This window comes from Kribbella sp. NPDC050820 (assembly GCF_040653975.1).
Lineage (GTDB): Bacteria > Actinomycetota > Actinomycetes > Propionibacteriales > Kribbellaceae > Kribbella.
Genome location: NZ_JBFAHB010000042.1, coordinates 40,187 through 59,680, shown reverse-complemented (window position 1 = coordinate 59,680; position 19,494 = coordinate 40,187). Strand labels below are relative to the sequence as shown.

Genomic DNA, 19,494 nt, shown 5'->3' with positions numbered 1-19,494 from the left:
TAGCCTCGGCGTGCACACGCCGACTTGAAGATCCGGGGAACATATGTTCGACTGTGGTGCATGAGATGGGCAGGTCAGCAGGTCGACGCGGAGACTCCGGGGACGTTGCCGGGGCTCGGGTCGATCGCGGGCCTGGTCCGGTCGGTGACCACGCCGGAGTTCCGCGGCGTCACCTTCCACGAGGTGCTGGCGCGCTCGGCGCTGAACTCGGTGCCGGGGACGTCGCTGCCGTTCAACTGGACGATCAACCCGTACCGCGGCTGCACGCACGCCTGCCGCTACTGCTTCGCCCGGCCGACCCACCGCTACCTGGAACTCGACGAGGGCGCCGACTTCGACCAGCAGATCGTGGTCAAGACGAACGTGGTGGACGTCCTCCGCCGCGAGCTCGCCCGCCCCTCCTGGCGCGGCGAACAGGTTGCCCTGGGCACCAATACCGATCCCTACCAGCGGGCCGAGGGCCGCTACCGGCTGATGCCGGGGATCATCGAGGCGCTGGCCGGCTCGGGGACGTCGCTGTCCGTGCTGACCAAGGGCACGCTGCTGCGCCGCGACCTCGACCTGCTGTCCGCGGCCGCGTCCGAGGTCTCCGTCGGCATCGGCGTCTCCCTGGCCTTGGCCGACGAGGACCTCCGCAAACTCGTCGACCCCGGCGCCCCGTCCGTCCGCGGCCGCCTCGACCTGATCCGCGCCGTACGCAACGCCAACCTCCCCTGCGGCGTCATGGTCGCGCCCGTCCTCCCCTGGCTCACCGACTCGACCGAGCACCTGGACTCGCTCCTGGGGATGTTGGCCGAGGCCGGCGCCACCGGCGTCACCCCACTCGTCCTGCACCTCCGCCCAGGCGCCAAGGAATGGTTCATGACCTGGCTGTCCCAAACCCGCCCCGACCTGGTCCCCCGCTACACCTCCCTCTACGCCCACGGCCCCAACGCCGCCCCCAGCTACCTGTCCGCCTTCCAATCCAAGATCCACCCCCTCCTGGACAAACACGGCTTCGGCCGAGCCTCCCACCACCGCTCCGACCCAATCCCCAACTCCACCGACACCCCGCCCGGCCCAACCGCAGCCCGCTTCCGCCCACCCCCACACCGCAACCCCGTCCGCCACCCCCGAGGCACCCACCGCCCCGCCCCCATCCCCCACGAAACCCCCGACATAACCCAACAAACCCTCTTCTGACCCGACGTGTGCCCAGTCGTCGACTTCGGTGCTTCACCGAGCGGATCACAACAGAAATCCACAACTCGGCGAACCACCGCCGGGTGAACCGCCCGTCAGCCCACGCGCCCGCTCCTACGCCGCGGCCGCGATCGCGCCGTCTCCCGGGCCGGGAGCCGATGGCGCGCTGAACCGGCCCCGGAGCCCGCAACCGAGGTTCGTGAGGTCGTCGACGTCACGGCTGATCCGCACCACATTCCCCCCCGGTGACCTGCCGCCCAGCACACAGCGAGCTTCCGTCATCAGGTCACCGGACACCGCCGCGCCAACTCCAGGTCCGTCCGGAGGATGCGGTTTCAGCAGGCACGCAGCGCGCGACGAAGGAGCACGCGTAGCGGCGGCGGTGGGGCGTGCGGTCAGCGGATCCACGTGGGTGGTCGACGGGCTGCCGCACGCAGAGGTGCGGGTGGGAGCGCCCGGCGAGCACGCGACATGGGGAGCGGGCCTGGCGGGTGCGTGGGCTAGACGACTCCCAGGTGGACTACTCCCACTCGATGGTGCCGGGCGGTTTGCTGGTGATGTCGACGGTGACCCGGTTGATTTCGTCGACCTCGTTGGTGATGCGGGTGGACATGCGTTCGAGGACGTCGTACGGGAGGCGGGCCCAGTCGGCGGTCATGGCGTCTTCGCTGGTGACCGGGCGGAGGACGACCGGGTGGCCGTAGGTGCGGCCGTCGCCCTGGACTCCGACCGAGCGGACGTCGGCCAGCAGGACGACGGGGAACTGCCAGATGTCGCGGTCCAGGCCGGCCGCGGTGAGCTCGGTGCGAGCGATCAGGTCGGCGGCGCGGAGGATGTCGAGGCGGTCCTTGGTGACCTCGCCGATGATGCGGATGCTCAGGCCCGGGCCCGGGAACGGGTGCCGGTAGACCATCGCCTCCGGCAGTCCGACGGCCAGGCCGAGCTCGCGGACCTCGTCCTTGAACAGGGTGCGCAGCGGCTCGATCAGGCTGAACTGCAGGTCGTCGGGCAGCCCGCCGACGTTGTGGTGCGACTTGATGTTCGCGGCGCCGGCACCGCCGCCGGACTCGACCACGTCCGGGTACAGCGTGCCCTGGACCAGGAACTCGATGTGCCGCTCGGCGTCCACCTTGCGGGCGGTCGCCTCGAAGGTCCGGATGAACTCGCGGCCGACGATCTTCCGCTTCTGCTCCGGGTCGGTCACACCGGCCAGCGCGCCGAGGAACTGGTCCTCCGCGTCGACCACCTCGAGCCGGATCCCGGTCGCGGCGACGAAGTCCTTCTCGATCTGGTCCGACTCACCGGCGCGCTGCAGGCCGTGGTCGACGTACACGCAGGTGAGCTGGTCGCCGATCGCCTTGTGCACCAGGGCCGCCGCGACCGCGGAGTCGACGCCGCCGGACAGCGCGCACAGCACCTGCTTGTCGCCGACCTGCCGGCGGATCAGCTCGACCTGCTCGTCCACGACGTTCGTGGTGGTCCAGTCGCCGTTGCAGCCGGCGATGTCGTACAGGAAGTGTTCGAGCACGGCCTGCCCGGCCTGCGAGTGCAGCACCTCCGGGTGCCACTGCACGCCGGCGAGCCGGCGCTCCAGGTCCTCGAACGCCGCGACGGGCGCGCCCCCGGACGCAGCCAGTACGGCGAAGCCGGCCGGCGGGGCGTGGACCGCGTCACCGTGGGACATCCACACGTTGAGGTCCTCGGGGATCCCGGCCAGCAGCGTGCCCGCCGAGCCCACCGTCACCGGGGTCCGGCCGAACTCGCGCAGCCCGGTCCGGCGGACCTCGCCGCCGAGCGTCTGCGCCATCGCCTGGAACCCGTAGCAGATCCCGAACGCAGGCACCCCGGCGTCGAACAGCCCGGAGTCGACCCGCGGCGCACCCTCGGCGTAGACCGACTGCGGTCCGCCGGACAGGATGATCGCCTTCGGGTTCCGGGCCAGCATCTCCTCGACCGGCATCGAGTGCGGCACGATCTCGGAGTACACCTTGGCCTCGCGGACCCGGCGCGCGATCAGCTGCGCGTACTGCGCCCCGAAGTCGACGACCAGTACCAACTCATGCTCGCTCACCCGCAAAGCCTATCGGTGCACCTCAGCAGGGCCGTAATCCGGCGTTCGGAGGGGGTCGTTGGTGAGGTGGAGGTCGGGGAAGCGGCGGCGGAGGGCGGCTTCGTGGCGGGTGGCGGAGGCGGGGTCGCCGATGTAGTCGGCGATGAGGTGGGGGCCGAACCACAGGCGCACTCGGCGGCGAGGTGGGGAGCTCACCTGCGGGACGTTATCGCCGTCAGTTGTCGGCGGTATTACTCCGCGTTACGACCCGAAGTCGCTTCGGTGCTCTGAAGGACAGCAGGTCGATCATCGGGGGCTCTTCCACCAGCAGTACGGCGGCCAGCATGTCGGCCGCACACTCCAGCGCCACCCGCGCCTCGAGGCGAGCTAGGCCGGCGCCGAGACACCGGTGAATCCCGACTCCGAAGGCGAGGTCGGCAGGCCCACCGCGGCCGGTCAGCCCGAGCAGAACGGGCGCGGCGGCAGGTACCTTGACCTCGCCGATCACAGCAGCCCGCGCCGTGACCCGACGCCAGGTAGGCACCGAGGAAGCCTCCCGCAACACCTCCTCCACCGCTTCGGCGGGCGCGAAAGACCTTCCGAGACACCGCTGGAAGGCGGTCGAGATGAGTTGGGTGGTGGTTTCCTGGCCTGCGATCAGGAGGAAGTAGGTGACGGCGCAGACTTCCTCGTCGGTCAGGCCGAGGGCGACCAGTACGGCGAAGAGGTCGTCGGCCGGGGTTCGCCGGGCGGTTGTCGTGCGGGTGCGGAGCCAGGTGTAGAACTCAGCCGCGGTGTGGGCGAGCTCCAATTGACGGTCCTCGTCCGGCCGGCCCCAGAAGAGCTCCAGGGAGTCTTGGCTCCAGGACTTGAGCGACGGTACGTCGACGTCGCGCAGACCGAGCATGTGGAGGAGTACCAGGGCCGGGGGCTCGGCGGCGATGGATTCGACCAGGTCGACTTGCTGACCGGCTGCCAGCGCGGACATGGCGGAGGTGACCCGGGTCGACACGAGGGAGCGGGTCAGGGGCTCGACGGCTGCGACTCGGGCGGGGCTGAAGAAGCGGGCTACGGCTGCGCGGATCGGGCGATGAGACGCGCCCGCGTTGTTCGCGAGCGTCGGCGGGAGTGCGAACCCGGCCGCCGACAGGACCCGCAGCGCCTTCACCGACAGCGGTGTGTGCGCGAGTACGGCGTTGTCGGGGCGGAACGTCTCCGGATCCAGCAACACCTCACGGGCGAGCGTTGGGTCGTCGACCACCCAGTACCCGAGCTCCTCGTCGTACCGAGCAGGGCAACCGGTCACGCGAACCAGCCCGGGGCGGCGCTCGCAAAACCGTCCATTGCACCGGCTCCGGCTGGGATGCGCGCGATCACCGGTACGCCGGTCGTCGTCGGCAGATCCTCGAGGTTGCACTGCTCGGCGAGGTCAGGCTCGTCGGGCCAGGAGCCGATGATCAACCCCTCGATCGGAAGGTTGCGGCGGCGCAGGGCCTCGACGGTCAGGCCGGTGTGGTTGAGGGTGCCCAACCCGGAGCGCGTGACCACGACAAACCCGAAGGGCGTCGTCAGATGCTCGGCGAGGTCGGCAAGGCCTCGGCCCTCTGCATCGAGGCCGACCAAGAGACCACCGGCGCCCTCGACCAGCACGGTGTCATGTGTTGCCGCCAGGTCGTCGATCAGCTTGGCGTGCTCCTCGACGGTCGGCAGGGGGACGCCTTCCCGGCGCGCGGCTGTCGTAGGCGCGAGCGGGTCCCGCAGGCGAACGCCTTCGTGGAATGTGATCAAGCCGCCCGGAGCGGCAAGCCGCCCGCCGTCGTCGAAGCCGGTCGCGCGGCCGCGCGCGGCGCCGGAGGCAGCTTCGCGGAAGGTGGCAGAGGTGGGCTGGGCGGCGCCGGAGGCGCCTTCGTGGAAGGTGGCCGTGGTGGGCTGCGTGGTTAGGCGGCGGATGTCGTCGAGGTCGCCTGGTTCTTCGGGGGTGACTCCGGTTTGGGCGGGTTTGACGATTGCGACCGAGCCGGCGAGGGCGGCGCGTGTGGCCAGGGCGGCGGTGGCGATGGTTTTGCCGACGCCGGTGTCGGTGCCAGTGATGATCGTGATCATGTGAACCGGCCGATTGCGTCGACGACGACGGTGCAGGCGCGGTCCAGGTCGGCCGAGGTCAAACCCGCGTTGGCGGTCAGGCGCAGGCGCGAGATGCCGTCGGGAACGGACGGCGGGCGGAAGCTGCCAACCCGCACGCCGGCGGACATGCAGAGGTCGGCGGCCTGGACCGTCTCGCGTGGTCCGGGCATCGGAACGGAGACGACCGCGCCGGACGGCGGCGGAAGGTTGCAGGCTGCCGCGAGCTGGGCGGTCGCGCGGTGAATGCCATCGGGACGCCCCGGCTCGGCCTGCAACACCTGGAGCGCGGCCAGAGCAGCAGCGCAGGCGGCCGGATTGAGGCCGGTGTCATAGATGAACGGCCGCGCCCGGTTCACCAGGTGCTCACGCAGCACCGCCGGTCCCAGGACAGCGCCGCCCTGCGAGGCCAAGGACTTGGACAACGTCATGGTGACGATCACGTGGTCGAGACCCGCCAGCCCCGCCGCCGCAACCGAACCACGCCCCCCGCCGGTGACGCCCAGACCGTGGGCTTCGTCGACCAGGAGTACGGCGTCGTGCGCCTGAGCAACGGCGGCAAGCGAGGCCAGCGGCGCCTCGTCGCTCAACACGCTGAACACGGACTCGGTCATCACCAGCGCATGCGGTTCGTTGCGCTCGGCAAGAACCTTCTGGACGGCATCCACGTCGTTGTGCGGGACGACCTCGACCCGCGACCGTGAGAGACGGCAGGCATCCACCAGCGAGGCGTGGACGTGTTCGTCGGACACCAGCACCGTGCCAGGCCCACCAAGGGCGGTGACGACGCCCAGGTTGGCAAGGTAGCCGGAGGAGAACGCCAAGCCAGACTCCTGACCGACGTACGCGGCCAGCGCCGACTCGAGCTCTTCGTGCAGCGCCGTCGTACCGGTGACGAGACGGGACGCTGTCGCGCCGGTTCCCCAAGTCTGCAAAGCCTCGGCGGCGGCGGAGACGACACGCGGGTCGCGCGACAGGCCGAGGTAGTCGTTGCCCGCAAGGTCGATCAGGTCATCACCAGCAGACCGAGCGCGGAGCCGGCGGGTGAGGCCCCGCGACTCGAGAGCAGCCGCCTTGGGCGCGAGCCACGACTCGAGCATCAGCCGACCTCCTCCACAGCACCGGTGATCGCCGAGGTAATCGTCGCGATCTCCTCGGCGGTGCAGACGTACGGCGGCATCGTGTAGACGAGATCGCGGAACGGCCGCACCCATACGCCCCGCCGCAGTACGGCGTCCGTCATCCGCTTCATGTCGACCGGACCATCCAGCTGTACGACGCCGACCGCACCGATCACGCGAACGTCCTTGACCCCGGGGAGCGACGCCGCCGGAGCCAGACCAGCCGACAGGCCCGCAGAAATCCCGGCAACCCGGCCGGCCCAGTCCTGCGACAGCAGCAGGTCGATCGAAGCAAGCGCGACCGCGCACGCCAACGGGTTCGCCATGAAGGTCGGGCCGTGCATCAGCGCACCACCTGGACCGTCGGACACGGTGTGCGCGACGTCCGTCGTACACAAGGTCGCGGCCAGGGAGAGGTACCCGCCGGTGAGCGCCTTGCCGACGCACAGGATGTCGGGATCGATCCCCGCGTGCTCGGACGCGAACAGAGTCCCGGTCCGGCCGAAGCCAGTGGCGATCTCGTCCAGGATCAGCAGGAACCCGTGACGATCAGCGAGGTCACGCAGCACCCGCAGGCAGGCCGGGCTGTACGGGTACATCCCACCCGCGCCCTGCAGGACCGGCTCGACGACGATCGCGGCGATCTCTCCCGCCCGCTCGTCCGCGAGCGCGGTCAGCGCGGCGGCCCAGGCCCGGAGCTCGGGATCGTCGTCCGGCCGATCGAACCCGGCCGGCGGCCGCGGGCCGAACACCTGCTCCTTCAGGGCCCCGGTGAACAGCGAGTGCATCCCGTTCACCGGGTCGCAGACACTCATCGGCGCGAACGTGTCGCCGTGGTAGCCGCCGCGGACGGTCAGCATCCGGGTTCGCCCACTGTTGCCCCGGGCAACCTGGTACTGCAGGGCGAGCTTGATCGCGACCTCGACCGACACCGAGCCCGAGTCGCAGAAGAACACGTGCTGCAGCGGGTCCGGGCTGATCTCGACCAGCCGCTCGGCCAGCCGGATCGCGGGCTCGTGGGTCAGCCCGCCGAACATCACGTGGCTGAAGTCGTCCACCTGGCTCTTCACCGCGGCGTCCAGCACCGGGTTGCGGTAGCCGTGGATCATGCACCACCAGGACGCCATCGCGTCGATCGCCTCGACCGTGCCGCCGGCCTCGTCGTCCAGTCGCAGCCGGACGCCGTCGGCGCCGCGGACCAGCCGGACCGGGGACGGATCGCTCAGCGAGGAGTACGGATGCCACAGCCGTTCCGCATCCCGTTGCCACCACTCGCCGCCCACCACGCTCACCTTCCGTCCTGATCCGTCCGCACGCGATCTGTTAGCTCTCCGTGCACTGAACAGCGGGCCGACCAGCCCATCGGGTGGACCTGGACGATCATCCGGCGACGGCACTCGGCGCAGTAGCGGGGCGGCTCCAGAGCCAGGGCCCGACGGCAGTCCTCGTGCCTGCCGTCGGTCAGCTCGCGGCCGCAGTGGCCGCAGTAGACGAGCGTGGTCACAGCGTCTTCTGAAGTTCCTTGACCGGCATCTTCAGCTCGGCCAGCAGGTCGAGGTCCGCGGTCGCCGGGCGGCCGAGGGTGGTCAGGTAGTTGCCGACGATCACGGCGTTGATACCGCCGAGCAGGCCGTCGCGGGTGCCCAGGTCGCCCAGGGTCAGCTCGCGGCCGCCGGCGTACCGGAGCACCGTCCGGGGCATCGCGAGCCGGAACGCGGCGATCGTGCGCAGCGCGTCCTTGCCGTCCATGATCTCGAGGTCGCCGAACGGCGTCCCCGGCCGCGGGTTGAGGAAGTTCAGCGGCACCTCGTGCGGCTCCAGCTCGGCCAGCTGCGCGGCCAGCTCGGCGCGCTGCTCGAGGGTCTCCCCCATCCCGACCAGGCCGCCGCAGCACAGCTCCATGCCGGACTCCTTGACCATCAGGCAGGTGTCCCAGCGCTCCTCGAAGGAATGCGTGGTGACGACGTCGCCGAAGTACGACCGGGCCGACTCGAGGTTGTGGTTGTAGCGGTGCACGCCCATCGCCTTGAGCTCGTCGACCTGCTCCTGGGTGAGCATGCCGAGCGAGCAGGCGATGTTGATGTCGACCTCGGCGTTGATCGCCTCGATGCCGGCCTTTACCTGCGACATCAGCCGCTGGTCCGGACCGCGGACCGCGGCCACGATGCAGAACTCCGTCGCCCCGGTCTTCGCGGTCTCCTTGGCGGCCTCGACCAGCTCGGGGATGTTCAGCCAGACCGAGCGCACCGGCGAGGTGAACTGGCCGGACTGGGAGCAGAAGTGGCAGTCCTCCGGGCAGCCGCCGGTCTTGAGCGAGATGATCCCCTCGACCTCGACCGCCTCGCCGCACCACTTCACCCGCACCTCGTGCGCGAGCGCGAGCAGGTCGGCCAACTGGTCGTCCGGTGATTGCAGGACCTCGACCAGCTGTTCCTGGGAAAGGCCGACGCCCTGCTCCAGAACCTGCTCCCGGGCCACCTCGAGGATGTCGCTCATCGTTCTCCTGCCTCATCTGACGGTCGGCCCACAGTAAGTCAGCCGGCCGCTGGGGGGCTGCGAGGGGCGTCACGTGGAACACGTGCGACCGAGGCGTCGCAGCAACTCTCCGCAGCCCCGGCAAAACTTTCCGGGATTTTCTGCAGAACCTCGTAACCCCCCGTAGACGGGCTCGTTGATGTGTGCAGAGGCGGTTACCGCAAGGAAGACCGCCACCCGGTTACAAGGAGCGACGAAAAGCTGATCATTACGATCGGCACGCAGAGTGGTCACAACCACTCGCAAAACCTCGAAACTCCGGGAATCGGATGTAAGGTAGTGACCAAGAGCTCGGGTCGCCAGCCGTGGTTGGTGACCCGATCCCAAAGCGCCGGGCGCCTCACCCCGGCTTGAGTGGGTCCCTCGGGAAACGATTTGGGCGGAAACGTTCCCGAGGGACCTGCTCCCTTTTCCGGAGCTTTTGACAATTCCCACCAGCCTCAGCAGCCTCACGGGTTTGCTGAGGTTTCTTCATTTCACCTGACAGCAGGTGAACTATTGTCGTTGTGTTACGACTTCGTCACAGACGGCTTCGGAATGATCGGGAGCCGCAGCGCCCCCGGCGCATCGGCCGGTACGACGGGATGCCCCGGCTTCACCGGTTGCACCCGCCGGTACGCCGATCCGACCGGTGGCCGGACGTCGTTCTCACCCTTGTTCGGCCAGAACGAGAGCGCCCGCTCGGCCTGCGCGGTGATCGTCAGCGACGGGTTCACTCCGAGGTTCGCCGAGATCGTCGACCCGTCCAGGATGTGCAGGCCGTCGTACCCGTAGACCCGGTGGTACGGGTCGACCACGCCGGTCTCGGGTGAGTCGCCGATCGCGCAGCCGCCGATGAAGTGCGCCGTCATCGGCACGTTGAACGGCTCGCCGATGGTGCCGCCGGGCGTGCCGTTCATCAGCTTCGCCATCCGCCGGACCACCTGGTTCGCGACCGGGATCCAGGACGGGTTCGGGGCGCCGTGTCCCTGCTTCGACGACAGCCGCCAGCGGCCGAACCGGTCCCGCTTCCCGAAGGTGGTGATCGAGTTGTCCGCGGTCTGCATCACCAGCGCGATCACGGTCCGCTCGGACCAGTGCTTGAGGTCGTACAGCCGGCGGATGTTCTTCCGCTGCACGCCGAGCTCACGCACCCAGGTCCGCCACCGCGGCCGGTCCCCGTCCCCGTCGGTCAGCACGGTCTGCAGCAGCGACATCGCGTTGCTGCCCTTGCCGTACCGGACCGGCTCGATGTGGGTGATGTCGTCGGGGTGGAACGACGAGGTGATCGCGACCCCGCGGCTGTAGTCGACGTCGCGGTCCCTGGCGATCGCCCCGAGCAGCGACTCGGAGTTGGTCCGGGTCAGCACGCCGAGCCGGTCGGACAGTCGCGGTAGCTTGCCCTCGTCCCGGAGCCGGTGCAGGAGCTTCGCCGTACCCAGGGCGGACGCGGCGAACACGACCTGCTGGGCGGTGAACTGGCGGGTGATCTTGCGGTTCGAAGTACGGCGGGTGTCGACGGCGTACCCGCCGTTCGGCAGCGGCTCGACCGAGGTGACCGTGGTCATCGGATAGACCGTGGCGCCGGCCTTCTCGGCCAGGTAGAGGTAGTTCTTGGTCAGCGTGTTCTTCGCGTTGTGCCGGCAGCCGGTCATGCACTCGCCGCAGTCGATGCAGCCGGTACGACGCGGTCCGGCGCCACCGAAGTACGGGTCGTCGACCTCGACGCCGGGCTCGCCGAAGAAGACGCCGACCGGGGTCGGGTGAAAGGTCTCGCCCACACCCATGTCGTCGGCGACCTGCTTCATCACCTCGTCGGCCGGCGTGAAGTGCGGGTACGTGGTGACGCCGAGCATCCGCTTGGCCTGGTCGTAGTACGGCGCGAGCTCGGACTTCCAGTCGGTGATGTGCGCCCACTGGCGGTCGGTGTAGAACGCGGGCAGCGGCTCGTACAGAGTGTTCGCGTACACCAGGCTGCCGCCGCCGACCCCGGCGCCGGACAGGATGATCACGTCCCGCAGCGCGCTGATCCGCTGGATGCCGTACCAGCCGAGCTTCGGCGCGAACAGGAACCGGCTCTTGTCCCACGAGTTCTTCGCGAACCCGGCGTCCTCGAACCGTGCCCCAGCCTCGAGTACGGCGACCTTGTAGCCCTTCTCGGTCAGCCGCAACGCGCTGACGCTGCCACCGAACCCGGACCCGATGATGACGACGTCATAGTCGAACTTCATGGGCGGCCCAGTTTCTTCAGCACTCGGAGGGCGCCGGTCATGAATTCGGCGTACGCCTCGTCGGAGATGCCGTGCGAGGCGGCGATCGGGAGCACCCGCTGGGTGGCGATCGCCTGCGGGTCGACGTACCGGCGGATGCCCTCGGCGCCCTGGCGGCGCCCGAGGCCGGAGGCCCGCATCCCGCCCATCGGGGTGTCGATCGAGCCGAACGTCGCGCCGTACGCCTCGTTCACGTTGACCGTGCCGGCCACGAGCTGGGCCGCGACAGCCCGGCCGCGCCGGCCGTCCCGGGTCCAGACGCTCGCGTTCAGCCCGTACTCGCCCTCGTTCGCGCGCTGGATCGCCTCGGACTCGTCGGAGAACCGGTAGATCGACACCACCGGCCCGAACGTCTCGTTGTCGAAGCACTCCATCTCCGGCGTCACCCCGGACAGCACGGTCGGCTCGTAGAACAGCGGACCGATGTCGGGCCGCGCCTTGCCACCCGCGAGTACGACGGCGCCCTTCGCACGAGCGTCGTCGACGTGCCGGGTCACGGTCTCCAGCTGCGCCTTCGAGATCAGCGAGCCCATGTCGACGTCCCACCCGGTCCCGGCGGAGATCCGGAGCTTCTTCACCCGGTCGATGAACGCGGTGACGAACGCGTCGTACACCTGGTCGGCGACGTACAGCCGCTCCATCGAGACGCACAACTGGCCGGCGCTCGAGAAGCACGCCCGTACGGCGCCTTCTGCGGCCCGGTTGATGTCGGCGTCCCTCAGTACGAGCATCGGGTTCTTGCCACCGAGCTCCAGGCTGCAGCCGATCAGCCGCTCGCCCGCCTGCTTCGCGACCAGCCGGCCGGTCCTGGTCGAGCCGGTGAAGCAGATGTAGTCGGCTTTCTGGATGATCGCGCCGCCCACAGTCGGGCCGTCGCCGTTCACCGGCTGCCAGACCTCACGTGGCAGGCCGGCGTCGTACAGCAGCTCGATCGCCCTGAGCGCGGTCAGCGGGGTCTGGCTGTCGGGCTTGTGGACGACGGCGTTGCCCGCGAGCACGGCCGGTAGGCCGTCGGACATCGCCATGCTGAGGGGGTAGTTCCAGGGCGAGATGATGCCGACGACGCCCTTCGGCACGAACCGCTGCTCGGCCCGGGTCAGGATCGGGAACATGCCCAGCTTGCGCTGCGGCTCGAGCAATTCGGCGGCCTTGCGGCCGTAGTAGCGAGCGGTGAGGGCGACGTGCGCGACCTCCTCGAAGGCCTGCTTGCGCGCCTTGCCCGACTCGAGGATCACCAGGTCCACGAGCTCGTGCCGGTGGTCCAGGACCAGGTCGTGGTACCGCAGCAGGATCGCCGCGCGCTCAGCCAGCGGCACCCGCTTCCAGGTCTGCTGGGTCCGGCGCGCGGATCGGACCGCTGCGACCACGTCGTCCGGGCTGGACACCGGCAGCGTGGCGATCGGCTGACCGGTGGCCGGCGCGTGCGACGTCCGCACCCCGGCCGAGGCGCGAAGCAGCCCCGACAGGCGGCGGACGACCGACTGATCGGTCGCGTACGACGCGGTCGGGTCGAGCTCGGGATCCGCAGGAATCGAGGTCTGCTCGCTCATTCCTCCACCTCGCTGGCGCTCGGCTCCGGAATGAGCGAAAACGCTGCTCTGCCTTTGATTCGCTCGCTACGCTCGCTCATGTAACCAGGCTACCTGCCGGTAATACCCATGTCAGTACCGGAAATCGGCCGTGTCAGGCCTCAGCGTTCCACCCGGCAGACCACTAAGCTGAACGGCTGAACCTGCGAAGGGGTGGAACGTCGAGATGGTGGACAGCGGGGGGCTGTGGACGCCTCCTGAGGACGAGCTCGCTGAGGCTCTGCAGACCGCACAGGTGCTGATCGAGGAAGGCCGGGCCGACGAGGCCGGGCCGTACCAGCAACGCGTGATCGAGCTGGCCCGGGAGCGCGCCGAGGGGCACCCGAATCACTACGAGGCCAAGCACCTGATGGCCGCGACGCAGTACGAGCTGGCCGGCTCGCTGAACGCGTCCGGCCGGCACGAGGAAGCGCTTGCCGCGCTGCACGAGGCCCAGCTCGGCTACACCGAGCTCAGCGACGCCGGCGTCCTCGACGCCACCTCCTTCCTGGCCGACGTGCGCGCCCGGCGGGCGATGACCCAGGCGCACCGCGGTCACGGCGCGACCGCCGTACTGGAGATGGACGGCGCGGTGATCGCGTACGGCCAGCTCGTCGGCGGCAAGGACGGGCTGAAGCACCAGCCGGACTTCGCCCGGGTGCTGGCGATGAACGCGCTGATCCTGCGGCGGTACGGCGACCCCGCCCTGGCAGTCGCGTCCGCCGACGCGGCGACGCAGCTGTTCCTGCAGCTCGCAGACCAGATCAACGAGAGCCCGCAGTCGCTGTCCTACGCGCGCTACCTGTGTACGGCGACCGCCGTGTCGGCCGACGTACATGCCGCCGAGGGCCGGCTCGACCTGGCGCTGGAGGCGGACGAGGTCGGCCTGAGCACGGCCGACACGCTCGCGGACTCGGAGTCGGCGACCGACATGCGCACGCTGGTCGCCGCGCTCACCCGGAAGGGCAAGCACCTCGGCGTCGTCGGCCGGATCATGGAAGGCGAGACCTGCCTGCGGACGGCGTTCGACACCGACGCGGAGACCGCTCAACGGGTCACCGAGGAGCTGGACCGCGGCCTGCCGCTGACTCTGGTCGCGGCGCTCGAGAACGCGGAGATCAAGCTCGGCCCGTTCGAGCAGTACCACCGGCTGGTGGCGCTGAGTGAGCCCGCGCCCGGGATGACGCTGGCGACGGTGTCCGGTCGCACCGATCCGGAGTCAGCCGCCGTACGCGCGACCGAGCTGAGCGAACTGGTCCGTCCGCTGCTGATGCAGGACGTGGACACCGCGCTCACGCTGGGCATGGAAGCGCACTACCTGTTCGCGATCTCGTCCGAGCGGGAGTCGCACCGGATGCGGTACGAGACGAGTACCTACGCGCCGATCTGGGCGCAGCTGCTGCTCGACATCTCCGAGGCGTACTACCAGGCCGGCCGGACGGACCTCGCCCTGGACCTCGGCGGCTGGTGTGCGGAGGTCGCGACCGCGCTGATCCCGTTCACGGACGACGACGCCGTGATGAAGGACCTCGCCGGCTCCTGCTACCGGCACCACGGCGACCTGCTCGCGGCGACCGGAGACGTGATGGCGTCCCAGCACGCCCACGAGGCCGCCCAGCAGCTCCAACTCGGCCGGTAACCTCCGGGTAATTGACGCTTCCCCTCGCCAGGCGGACGCTGGCGCTTGAGAGGGGGAACGAACATGCATGTAGTGCAACTGCACAATCGAACGGTCGACAACTTCGCCCTGCTGGTCAACCAGGTGCGACCCGACCAGTGGACGGCTCCGACGCCCTGCTCGGACTGGAACGTTCGTGACCTGGTGAATCACGTCGTCGGCGAGGAACGCTGGACCGTGCCGCTGATGGAAGGCAAAACCATCGCGGAGGTCGGCGCCGCCTTGGACGGCGACCTGCTCGGCGACGACCCGGTGTCCGCCGCGACGGCGGCCGCCCGGGCCGCTCAGGGCGCCGCGGACCAGCCGATCGAGAAGGTCCATCTCTCGTACGGCGACGAGGACGCGTCCGAGTACCTGCGGCAACTCGCGGCCGACCACCTCGTGCACGGGTGGGACCTGGCCGCCGCGATCGGGGCGGACCCACGGTTGGATCCGGACGTGGTGGACGAGGTCGCGACCTGGTTCGCGGAGCGGGCCGAGCTCTACCGCTCGGCCGGTATGGTCGCCGCTTCCGTCGAGGGCTTCACGGACCCGGCCGACCAGCTCATCGGCGCCTTCGGCCGCGACCCGAACTGGTCGACGACGGACACCGTCGTCACCCGTTTCGGGGCTGCTTTCGACCGGCAGGACATCGAGGCCGTGATGGCGCTGGTCACCGACGACTGCGTCTTCGAGTCCACCTCACCCGCGCCGGACGGCGAACGGTTCGAGGGCGCGGCCGCCGTCCGGGCCGTGTGGGAGAAGCTGTTCGCGAACACGGATGACCCGCGGTTCGAGACCGAGGAGACCTTCGTGCAGGGTGACCGGGGTTTCGTCCGCTGGACGTACTCGTGGCGGGAATCGTCCGGCGAGCGCGGTCACGTCCGCGGCGTCGACGTACTGCGCCTGCGCGACGGCAAGATCGCCGAGAAGCTGTCGTACGTGAAGGGCTAGTCCGGTAGGTCCGTCTTCAGAGCGCCGACGAACAGGCCGGCCTCGGCCTCGGTCATCCCGGTCTCGGAGACCACCAGGGCGGTGGCCTGGTGGAGTTCGCCCTGCGCCTTGAGGGCGCGGGTGCGCTCCGCCAGGTTCGTGCCGGGCACGCGGACGACCGGGGTGTCGGTGACCGGTGGGACGTAGCGCCCGAGCCGGATGTCGTCGACGAGGCCCTTGGCGGTCTTCAGGTCCAGGCCGGTCCGGTCCCGGACAAGTTTGACCGCGTGCACCGACTTCTTCGTGGTGAGCAGGAACCGCACTTGGTCCACGTCGTCAGGGGCGAGTCTGGCCCGCGCGGCGGCGAGGGCGACGTTGTCGGCGTCCTGGTTGCTCCGTCGGCTGAACAGTCCCATGCCGCCATCCTTTCAGAACTGCTCAAGCCGCGAGGACTCGACGCAGGTCGCTCCGGTTCATCCGGCGAGGGTACGCAGCAGCTGCGGCCAGACCAGCTCGCCGAGCTCCCGATCCGCCTCCTCGGTCCCACCTCGGGCCATCCGCTGCCCGCCGCTCTGGGGCGTCTCCCCGGGCAGGATCACCCGATGCCCGGCCCTCGCCGCGACCACCGTCCGGGTGGGGCGAGCCTCGCGCGCCAGGCTGATCTGCTCCGCGAACTGCACCGACGGCCAGACCCGGTCGTCACCGCCGGCAACGAGCAGGACCTCGCCGCGGATCCGCTCCACCGGGATCCGGGCGGCGTCTCCGTCGTACTTCTTCAGACTCTGGCGGTACCAGGGGGTGAAGCTGGGTGGGTCGTCGTCCGGTTGCCAGGTCAGGTCGAGCGGGACGAACGGCAGGGGTTCGCCCTGCCAGGTCCAGGCCGACGTCTGGTGGCCGGCGTCGTTCCAGGCCCAGACGTATGCGGTGGGGGCGAGTGCGATCACCGCGTCGACGCGTTCGTCGAGGGCGCCGAGCAGCAGGGCCGCTTCGGCGCCGCGGGACACGCCCATGATCACGATCCGCTTGTTGCGCTGCTTGAGCTCGTCGAGTGGGAACGACTCGAGCGGGATCTCGCTGATCTTGGCGTCGAACCATTGCGGCGCGAGGACGTCGTACCCCTCGGCCTCGAGGATCCGGGCCCGCTCCAGATCCGGCGTACCACTGGATCCGTGCAGGAGCAGGACGCCCGTGGTCAACCTACGACGACCTCGACTCGCTGGAACTCCTTGAGCTCCGTGTAGCCGGTGGTGGCCATCGCGCGCTTGAGCGCGCCGACCAGGTTCATCGTGCCGTCCGGCACCCAGGACGGGCCGAACAGGATCTGCTCGAGTGTCCCGGTGACACCGACCTCGACCCGCTCGCCGCGGGGCAGATCGGCGTGCCAGGCCTCGGCGCCCCAGTGGAACCCGCCGCCCGGGGCGTCGCTCGCCCGCGCCAGCGGCGAACCGACCATCACCGCGTCGGCGCCGCAGGCGATCGCCTTCGCCACGTCGCCGGACCGGCCGACCGAGCCGTCCGCGATCACGTGCACGTACCGGCCGCCGGACTCGTCCATGTAGTCCCGCCGCGCCGCGGCCACGTCGGCCACCGCGGACGCCATCGGCACCGCGACCCCGAGCACCTTGCGGGTCGTGTGCGCCGCGCCGCCGCCGAATCCGACCAGCACACCGGCCGCCCCGGTCCGCATCAGGTGCAGCGCGGCCTGGTGCGTCGCGCACCCACCGACGATCACCGGTACGTCGAGGTCGTAGATGAACTGCTTGAGGTTGAGCGGCTCGGCCTGACCCGACACGTGCTCGGCCGAGACCGTCGTACCGCGGATGACGAACAGGTCGACGCCCGCGTCCACGACGTGCTTCGCGAACTGCTTGGTCCGCTGCGGGGAGAGCGCGCCGGCCACGGTGACGCCGGAGTCGCGGATCTCCTGGACCCGCTGCGAGATCAGCTCGGGCTTGATCGGCGCGGAGTAGATCTCCTGCAGCCGGTGCGTCGCCTGCTCCTTGCCGAGGGAGGTGATCTCCTCCAGCAGGTTCGACGGGTCCTCGTACCGGGTCCACAGACCTTCGAGGTTGAGCACACCGAGACCGCCGGCCTTCCCGATCGCGATCGCGGTGGCCGGCGACATCACCGAGTCCATCGGCGCGGCCAGGATCGGCAGCTCGAACCGGTAGGCGTCGATCTGCCAGGCCACCGAGACCTCCTCGGGGTCCCGCGTCCGCCGCGACGGCACGATCGCGATGTCGTCAAACGCGAACGCCTGCCGCCCCCGCTTCGCCCGCCCGATCTCAATCTCACTCATACCGACAATCTACCGGTAGCCCCTCGCCCGCCCGGCGCGCGGATCCGCCGGTGGACACGCAGCCCGCGGGCCCGAGGTCAGTTGTGTCGCTGCCGAAACTCGGCGCCGAGCTTCGGCTCCAGCAGCCCCTCGATGTCGACGCCACGCTCACCCGGTCTGGGGGAGGCCGCGAGGAGCCTCCGCACGAACGAATCCGCCGTCTCAGACATCAACCCGACATTCAGCAGGACCCCGCGGGTTTCGCGGGGGTGTTCGGGTGGGTCAGCGGCCGGAGTAGTTGGGGGCTTCTACGGTCATTTGGATGTCGTGGGGGTGGGACTCCTGGAGGCCGGCTGAGGTGATGCGGACGAAGCGGCCCTTGTCCTGGAGCTCGGGGACGGTGCGGGAGCCGCAGTAGAACATCGACTGGCGCAGGCCGCCGATCAGCTGGTGGGCGACGGCGGACAGCGGGCCGCGGTACGGGACCTGGCCCTCGACGCCCTCGGCGATCAGCTTCTCGTCGGTGCCGACGTCGCTCTGGAAGTAGCGGTCCTTGGAGTACGACTTGCGCAGCCCGCCGGCCGACGACATCGCGCCGAGCGAACCCATCCCGCGGTACGCCTTGAACTGCTTGCCGTTGATGAACACCAGGTCGCCCGGCGACTCCTCGCAACCGGCCAGCAGCGACCCCAGCATGACCGTGTCGGCGCCGGCCACGAGGGCCTTGGCGATGTCACCGGAGTACTGCAGGCCGCCGTCGCCGATCACCGGGACACCGGCCGGCTTGCAGGCCAGCGATGCCTCGTAGATCGCGGTGACCTGCGGTACGCCGACGCCGGACACGACTCGCGTCGTACAGATCGAGCCCGGGCCGACGCCGACCTTGACGCCGTCCGCGCCGGCCTCGACCAGCGCCTGGGCGCCCGCGCGGGTGCCGATGTTGCCGCCGATCACGTCCACGCCGCGGGTGGCCGGGTCGGCCTTGAGCCTGCGGATGATCTCGAGCTGGGCCTGGGAGTGACCGTGCGCGGTGTCCACGACCAGCACGTCGACACCGGCCTCGACCAGGGTCATGGCACGCTTGTACGCCTCGCCGAAGAAGCCGATCGCGGCGCCGACCATCAGCCGGCCGGTCGAGTCCTTGGTGGACAGCGGGAACTTGTCCCGCTTCACGAAGTCCTTCAGCGTGATCAGGCCGGTCAGCTTGCCCGCGTCGTCGACCAGCGGGAGCTTCTCCACCTTGTGCCGGCTGAGCAGCGCCATCGCGTCGTCGGCGGAGATGCCCTGCTTGCCGGTGATGAGCGGCTGCTTGGTCATCACCTCGTGCACCGGCCGGGTCAGGTCGTTCTCGAACCGCATGTCGCGGTTGGTGACGATGCCGACCAGGACACCGGCGTCGTCGACCACCGGCACACCGGAGATCCGGTACTGGCCGCAGAGCGCGTCGGCCTCGCCGATGCTGGCGTCCGGGCCGATGGTGATCGGCTGCGCGATCATGCCGGACTCGGAGCGCTTGACCAGGTCGACCTGCTGGGCCTGGTCCTCGATCGAGAGGTTGCGGTGCAGGACGCCGAGACCGCCCTGCCGGGCCATGGCGATCGCCATCCGGGCCTCGGTGACGGTGTCCATCGCGCTGGAAAGCAGCGGGATGTTGACCTCGACGTTGCGGCTCACCCGGGACCGGGTGCTGGCCTCGGAGGGGATGACGTCGGACTCGTTGGGCTGCAGCAGCACGTCGTCGAAGGTGAGACCGAGGACGGCGAACTTGTCGGGAACTCCAGCGGGTGTGATGTCCATAGG

General features: G+C 69.8%; 17 protein-coding genes. 3 read left to right on the top strand and 14 right to left on the bottom strand.

Annotation, left to right across the window (positions count from 1 at the left end; translation table 11 throughout):
• Positions 1-60 precede the first annotated feature (60 nt).
• Positions 61-1,182: an Rv2578c family radical SAM protein gene (locus AB0H36_RS29785; protein ID WP_360530714.1), complete on the top strand. Its 1,122-nt coding sequence runs from the start codon at positions 61-63 to the stop codon at positions 1,180-1,182.
• Between the two features lie 520 nt (positions 1,183-1,702).
• Here AB0H36_RS29785 and guaA read toward each other — a convergent pair.
• The 9 genes from guaA to AB0H36_RS29740 form a co-directional block, all read right to left on the bottom strand.
• Complete coding sequence (gene guaA, locus AB0H36_RS29780; protein WP_360530711.1) at positions 1,703-3,253, bottom strand: glutamine-hydrolyzing GMP synthase; 1,551 nt, start codon at positions 3,251-3,253, stop codon at positions 1,703-1,705.
• Positions 3,254-3,262: 9 nt separating this feature from the next.
• A complete protein-coding gene (locus AB0H36_RS29775; protein ID WP_360530708.1) occupies positions 3,263-3,448 on the bottom strand; it encodes a hypothetical protein in 186 nt (61 codons plus the stop codon).
• Between the two features lie 19 nt (positions 3,449-3,467).
• The gene (locus AB0H36_RS29770) at positions 3,468-4,538 is read right to left on the bottom strand and encodes a hypothetical protein (RefSeq protein WP_360530705.1); all 1,071 of its coding nucleotides are present in this window, start codon (positions 4,536-4,538) and stop codon (positions 3,468-3,470) included.
• Positions 4,535-5,335: a dethiobiotin synthase gene (locus AB0H36_RS29765; protein WP_360530702.1), complete on the bottom strand. Its 801-nt coding sequence runs from the start codon at positions 5,333-5,335 to the stop codon at positions 4,535-4,537. Before AB0H36_RS29765 ends, AB0H36_RS29770 begins: the two co-directional genes overlap by 4 nt.
• Complete coding sequence (locus AB0H36_RS29760; RefSeq protein ID WP_360530699.1) at positions 5,332-6,453, bottom strand: 8-amino-7-oxononanoate synthase; 1,122 nt, start codon at positions 6,451-6,453, stop codon at positions 5,332-5,334. Before AB0H36_RS29760 ends, AB0H36_RS29765 begins: the two co-directional genes overlap by 4 nt.
• Positions 6,453-7,766, bottom strand: a complete 1,314-nt coding sequence (locus tag AB0H36_RS29755; protein ID WP_360530696.1) for an adenosylmethionine--8-amino-7-oxononanoate transaminase — start codon at positions 7,764-7,766, stop codon at positions 6,453-6,455. The genes AB0H36_RS29760 and AB0H36_RS29755 overlap by 1 nt, the downstream gene beginning before the upstream one ends.
• A gap of 208 nt (positions 7,767-7,974) precedes the next feature.
• Positions 7,975-8,970: a biotin synthase BioB gene (gene bioB / locus AB0H36_RS29750; RefSeq protein ID WP_360530693.1), complete on the bottom strand. Its 996-nt coding sequence runs from the start codon at positions 8,968-8,970 to the stop codon at positions 7,975-7,977.
• A 548-nt stretch (positions 8,971-9,518) separates the two neighbouring features.
• Entirely contained in the window at positions 9,519-11,219 is a 1,701-nt protein-coding gene (locus tag AB0H36_RS29745; protein WP_360530690.1) for a GMC family oxidoreductase, read from the bottom strand.
• Positions 11,216-12,808, bottom strand: coding sequence for a succinic semialdehyde dehydrogenase (locus tag AB0H36_RS29740; protein ID WP_360530687.1), 1,593 nt, complete (start codon positions 12,806-12,808; stop codon positions 11,216-11,218). The genes AB0H36_RS29745 and AB0H36_RS29740 overlap by 4 nt, the downstream gene beginning before the upstream one ends.
• Before the next feature lie 205 nt (positions 12,809-13,013).
• Here AB0H36_RS29740 and AB0H36_RS29735 point away from each other — a divergent pair, with 205 nt between their 5' ends.
• Together AB0H36_RS29735 and AB0H36_RS29730 are read left to right on the top strand one after the other, a co-directional pair.
• Positions 13,014-14,465 (top strand): hypothetical protein, encoded by a 1,452-nt coding sequence (locus AB0H36_RS29735; RefSeq protein ID WP_360530684.1) that lies wholly within the window; start codon positions 13,014-13,016, stop codon positions 14,463-14,465.
• 63 nt (positions 14,466-14,528) lie between these two features.
• On the top strand, positions 14,529-15,437 hold the full coding sequence (locus AB0H36_RS29730; protein ID WP_360530681.1) for a TIGR03086 family metal-binding protein: 909 nt from the start codon (positions 14,529-14,531) through the stop codon (positions 15,435-15,437).
• On the opposite strand, the gene AB0H36_RS29725 is transcribed toward AB0H36_RS29730, so the two are convergent.
• From AB0H36_RS29725 to guaB, 5 genes are all read right to left on the bottom strand, one after another.
• Positions 15,434-15,832 (bottom strand): hypothetical protein, encoded by a 399-nt coding sequence (locus tag AB0H36_RS29725; RefSeq protein ID WP_360530678.1) that lies wholly within the window; start codon positions 15,830-15,832, stop codon positions 15,434-15,436. The genes AB0H36_RS29730 and AB0H36_RS29725 overlap by 4 nt on opposite strands.
• A gap of 57 nt (positions 15,833-15,889) precedes the next feature.
• On the bottom strand, positions 15,890-16,612 hold the full coding sequence (locus AB0H36_RS29720) for an acyl-CoA thioester hydrolase/BAAT C-terminal domain-containing protein (RefSeq protein ID WP_360530676.1): 723 nt from the start codon (positions 16,610-16,612) through the stop codon (positions 15,890-15,892).
• Positions 16,609-17,715, bottom strand: coding sequence for a GuaB3 family IMP dehydrogenase-related protein (locus AB0H36_RS29715; protein ID WP_360530673.1), 1,107 nt, complete (start codon positions 17,713-17,715; stop codon positions 16,609-16,611). Before AB0H36_RS29715 ends, AB0H36_RS29720 begins: the two co-directional genes overlap by 4 nt.
• 77 nt (positions 17,716-17,792) lie before the next feature.
• Positions 17,793-17,924, bottom strand: coding sequence for a hypothetical protein (locus AB0H36_RS29710; RefSeq protein ID WP_360530670.1), 132 nt, complete (start codon positions 17,922-17,924; stop codon positions 17,793-17,795).
• A 52-nt stretch (positions 17,925-17,976) separates the two neighbouring features.
• The gene (gene guaB / locus AB0H36_RS29705) at positions 17,977-19,491 is read right to left on the bottom strand and encodes an IMP dehydrogenase (protein ID WP_360530667.1); all 1,515 of its coding nucleotides are present in this window, start codon (positions 19,489-19,491) and stop codon (positions 17,977-17,979) included.
• Positions 19,492-19,494: the final 3 nt, after the last annotated feature.

What these genes read in the sequence shown, in the direction of transcription:
- AB0H36_RS29730 (WP_360530681.1), top strand. Translation starts at nt 14,529, where the DNA reads ATGCATGTAGTGCAACTGCACAATCGAACGGTCGACAACTTCGCCCTG.
- AB0H36_RS29710 (WP_360530670.1), bottom strand. Translation starts at nt 17,924, where the DNA reads ATGTCTGAGACGGCGGATTCGTTCGTGCGGAGGCTCCTCGCGGCCTCC.
- AB0H36_RS29735 (WP_360530684.1), top strand. Translation starts at nt 13,014, where the DNA reads ATGGTGGACAGCGGGGGGCTGTGGACGCCTCCTGAGGACGAGCTCGCT.
- AB0H36_RS29740 (WP_360530687.1), bottom strand. Translation starts at nt 12,808, where the DNA reads ATGAGCGAGCAGACCTCGATTCCTGCGGATCCCGAGCTCGACCCGACC.
- AB0H36_RS29785 (WP_360530714.1), top strand. Translation starts at nt 61, where the DNA reads ATGAGATGGGCAGGTCAGCAGGTCGACGCGGAGACTCCGGGGACGTTG.
- AB0H36_RS29745 (WP_360530690.1), bottom strand. Translation starts at nt 11,219, where the DNA reads ATGAAGTTCGACTATGACGTCGTCATCATCGGGTCCGGGTTCGGTGGC.
- AB0H36_RS29715 (WP_360530673.1), bottom strand. Translation starts at nt 17,715, where the DNA reads ATGAGTGAGATTGAGATCGGGCGGGCGAAGCGGGGGCGGCAGGCGTTC.
- AB0H36_RS29765 (WP_360530702.1), bottom strand. Translation starts at nt 5,335, where the DNA reads ATGATCACGATCATCACTGGCACCGACACCGGCGTCGGCAAAACCATC.
- guaB (WP_360530667.1), bottom strand. Translation starts at nt 19,491, where the DNA reads ATGGACATCACACCCGCTGGAGTTCCCGACAAGTTCGCCGTCCTCGGT.
- AB0H36_RS29760 (WP_360530699.1), bottom strand. Translation starts at nt 6,453, where the DNA reads ATGCTCGAGTCGTGGCTCGCGCCCAAGGCGGCTGCTCTCGAGTCGCGG.
- bioB (WP_360530693.1), bottom strand. Translation starts at nt 8,970, where the DNA reads ATGAGCGACATCCTCGAGGTGGCCCGGGAGCAGGTTCTGGAGCAGGGC.
- AB0H36_RS29725 (WP_360530678.1), bottom strand. Translation starts at nt 15,832, where the DNA reads ATGGGACTGTTCAGCCGACGGAGCAACCAGGACGCCGACAACGTCGCC.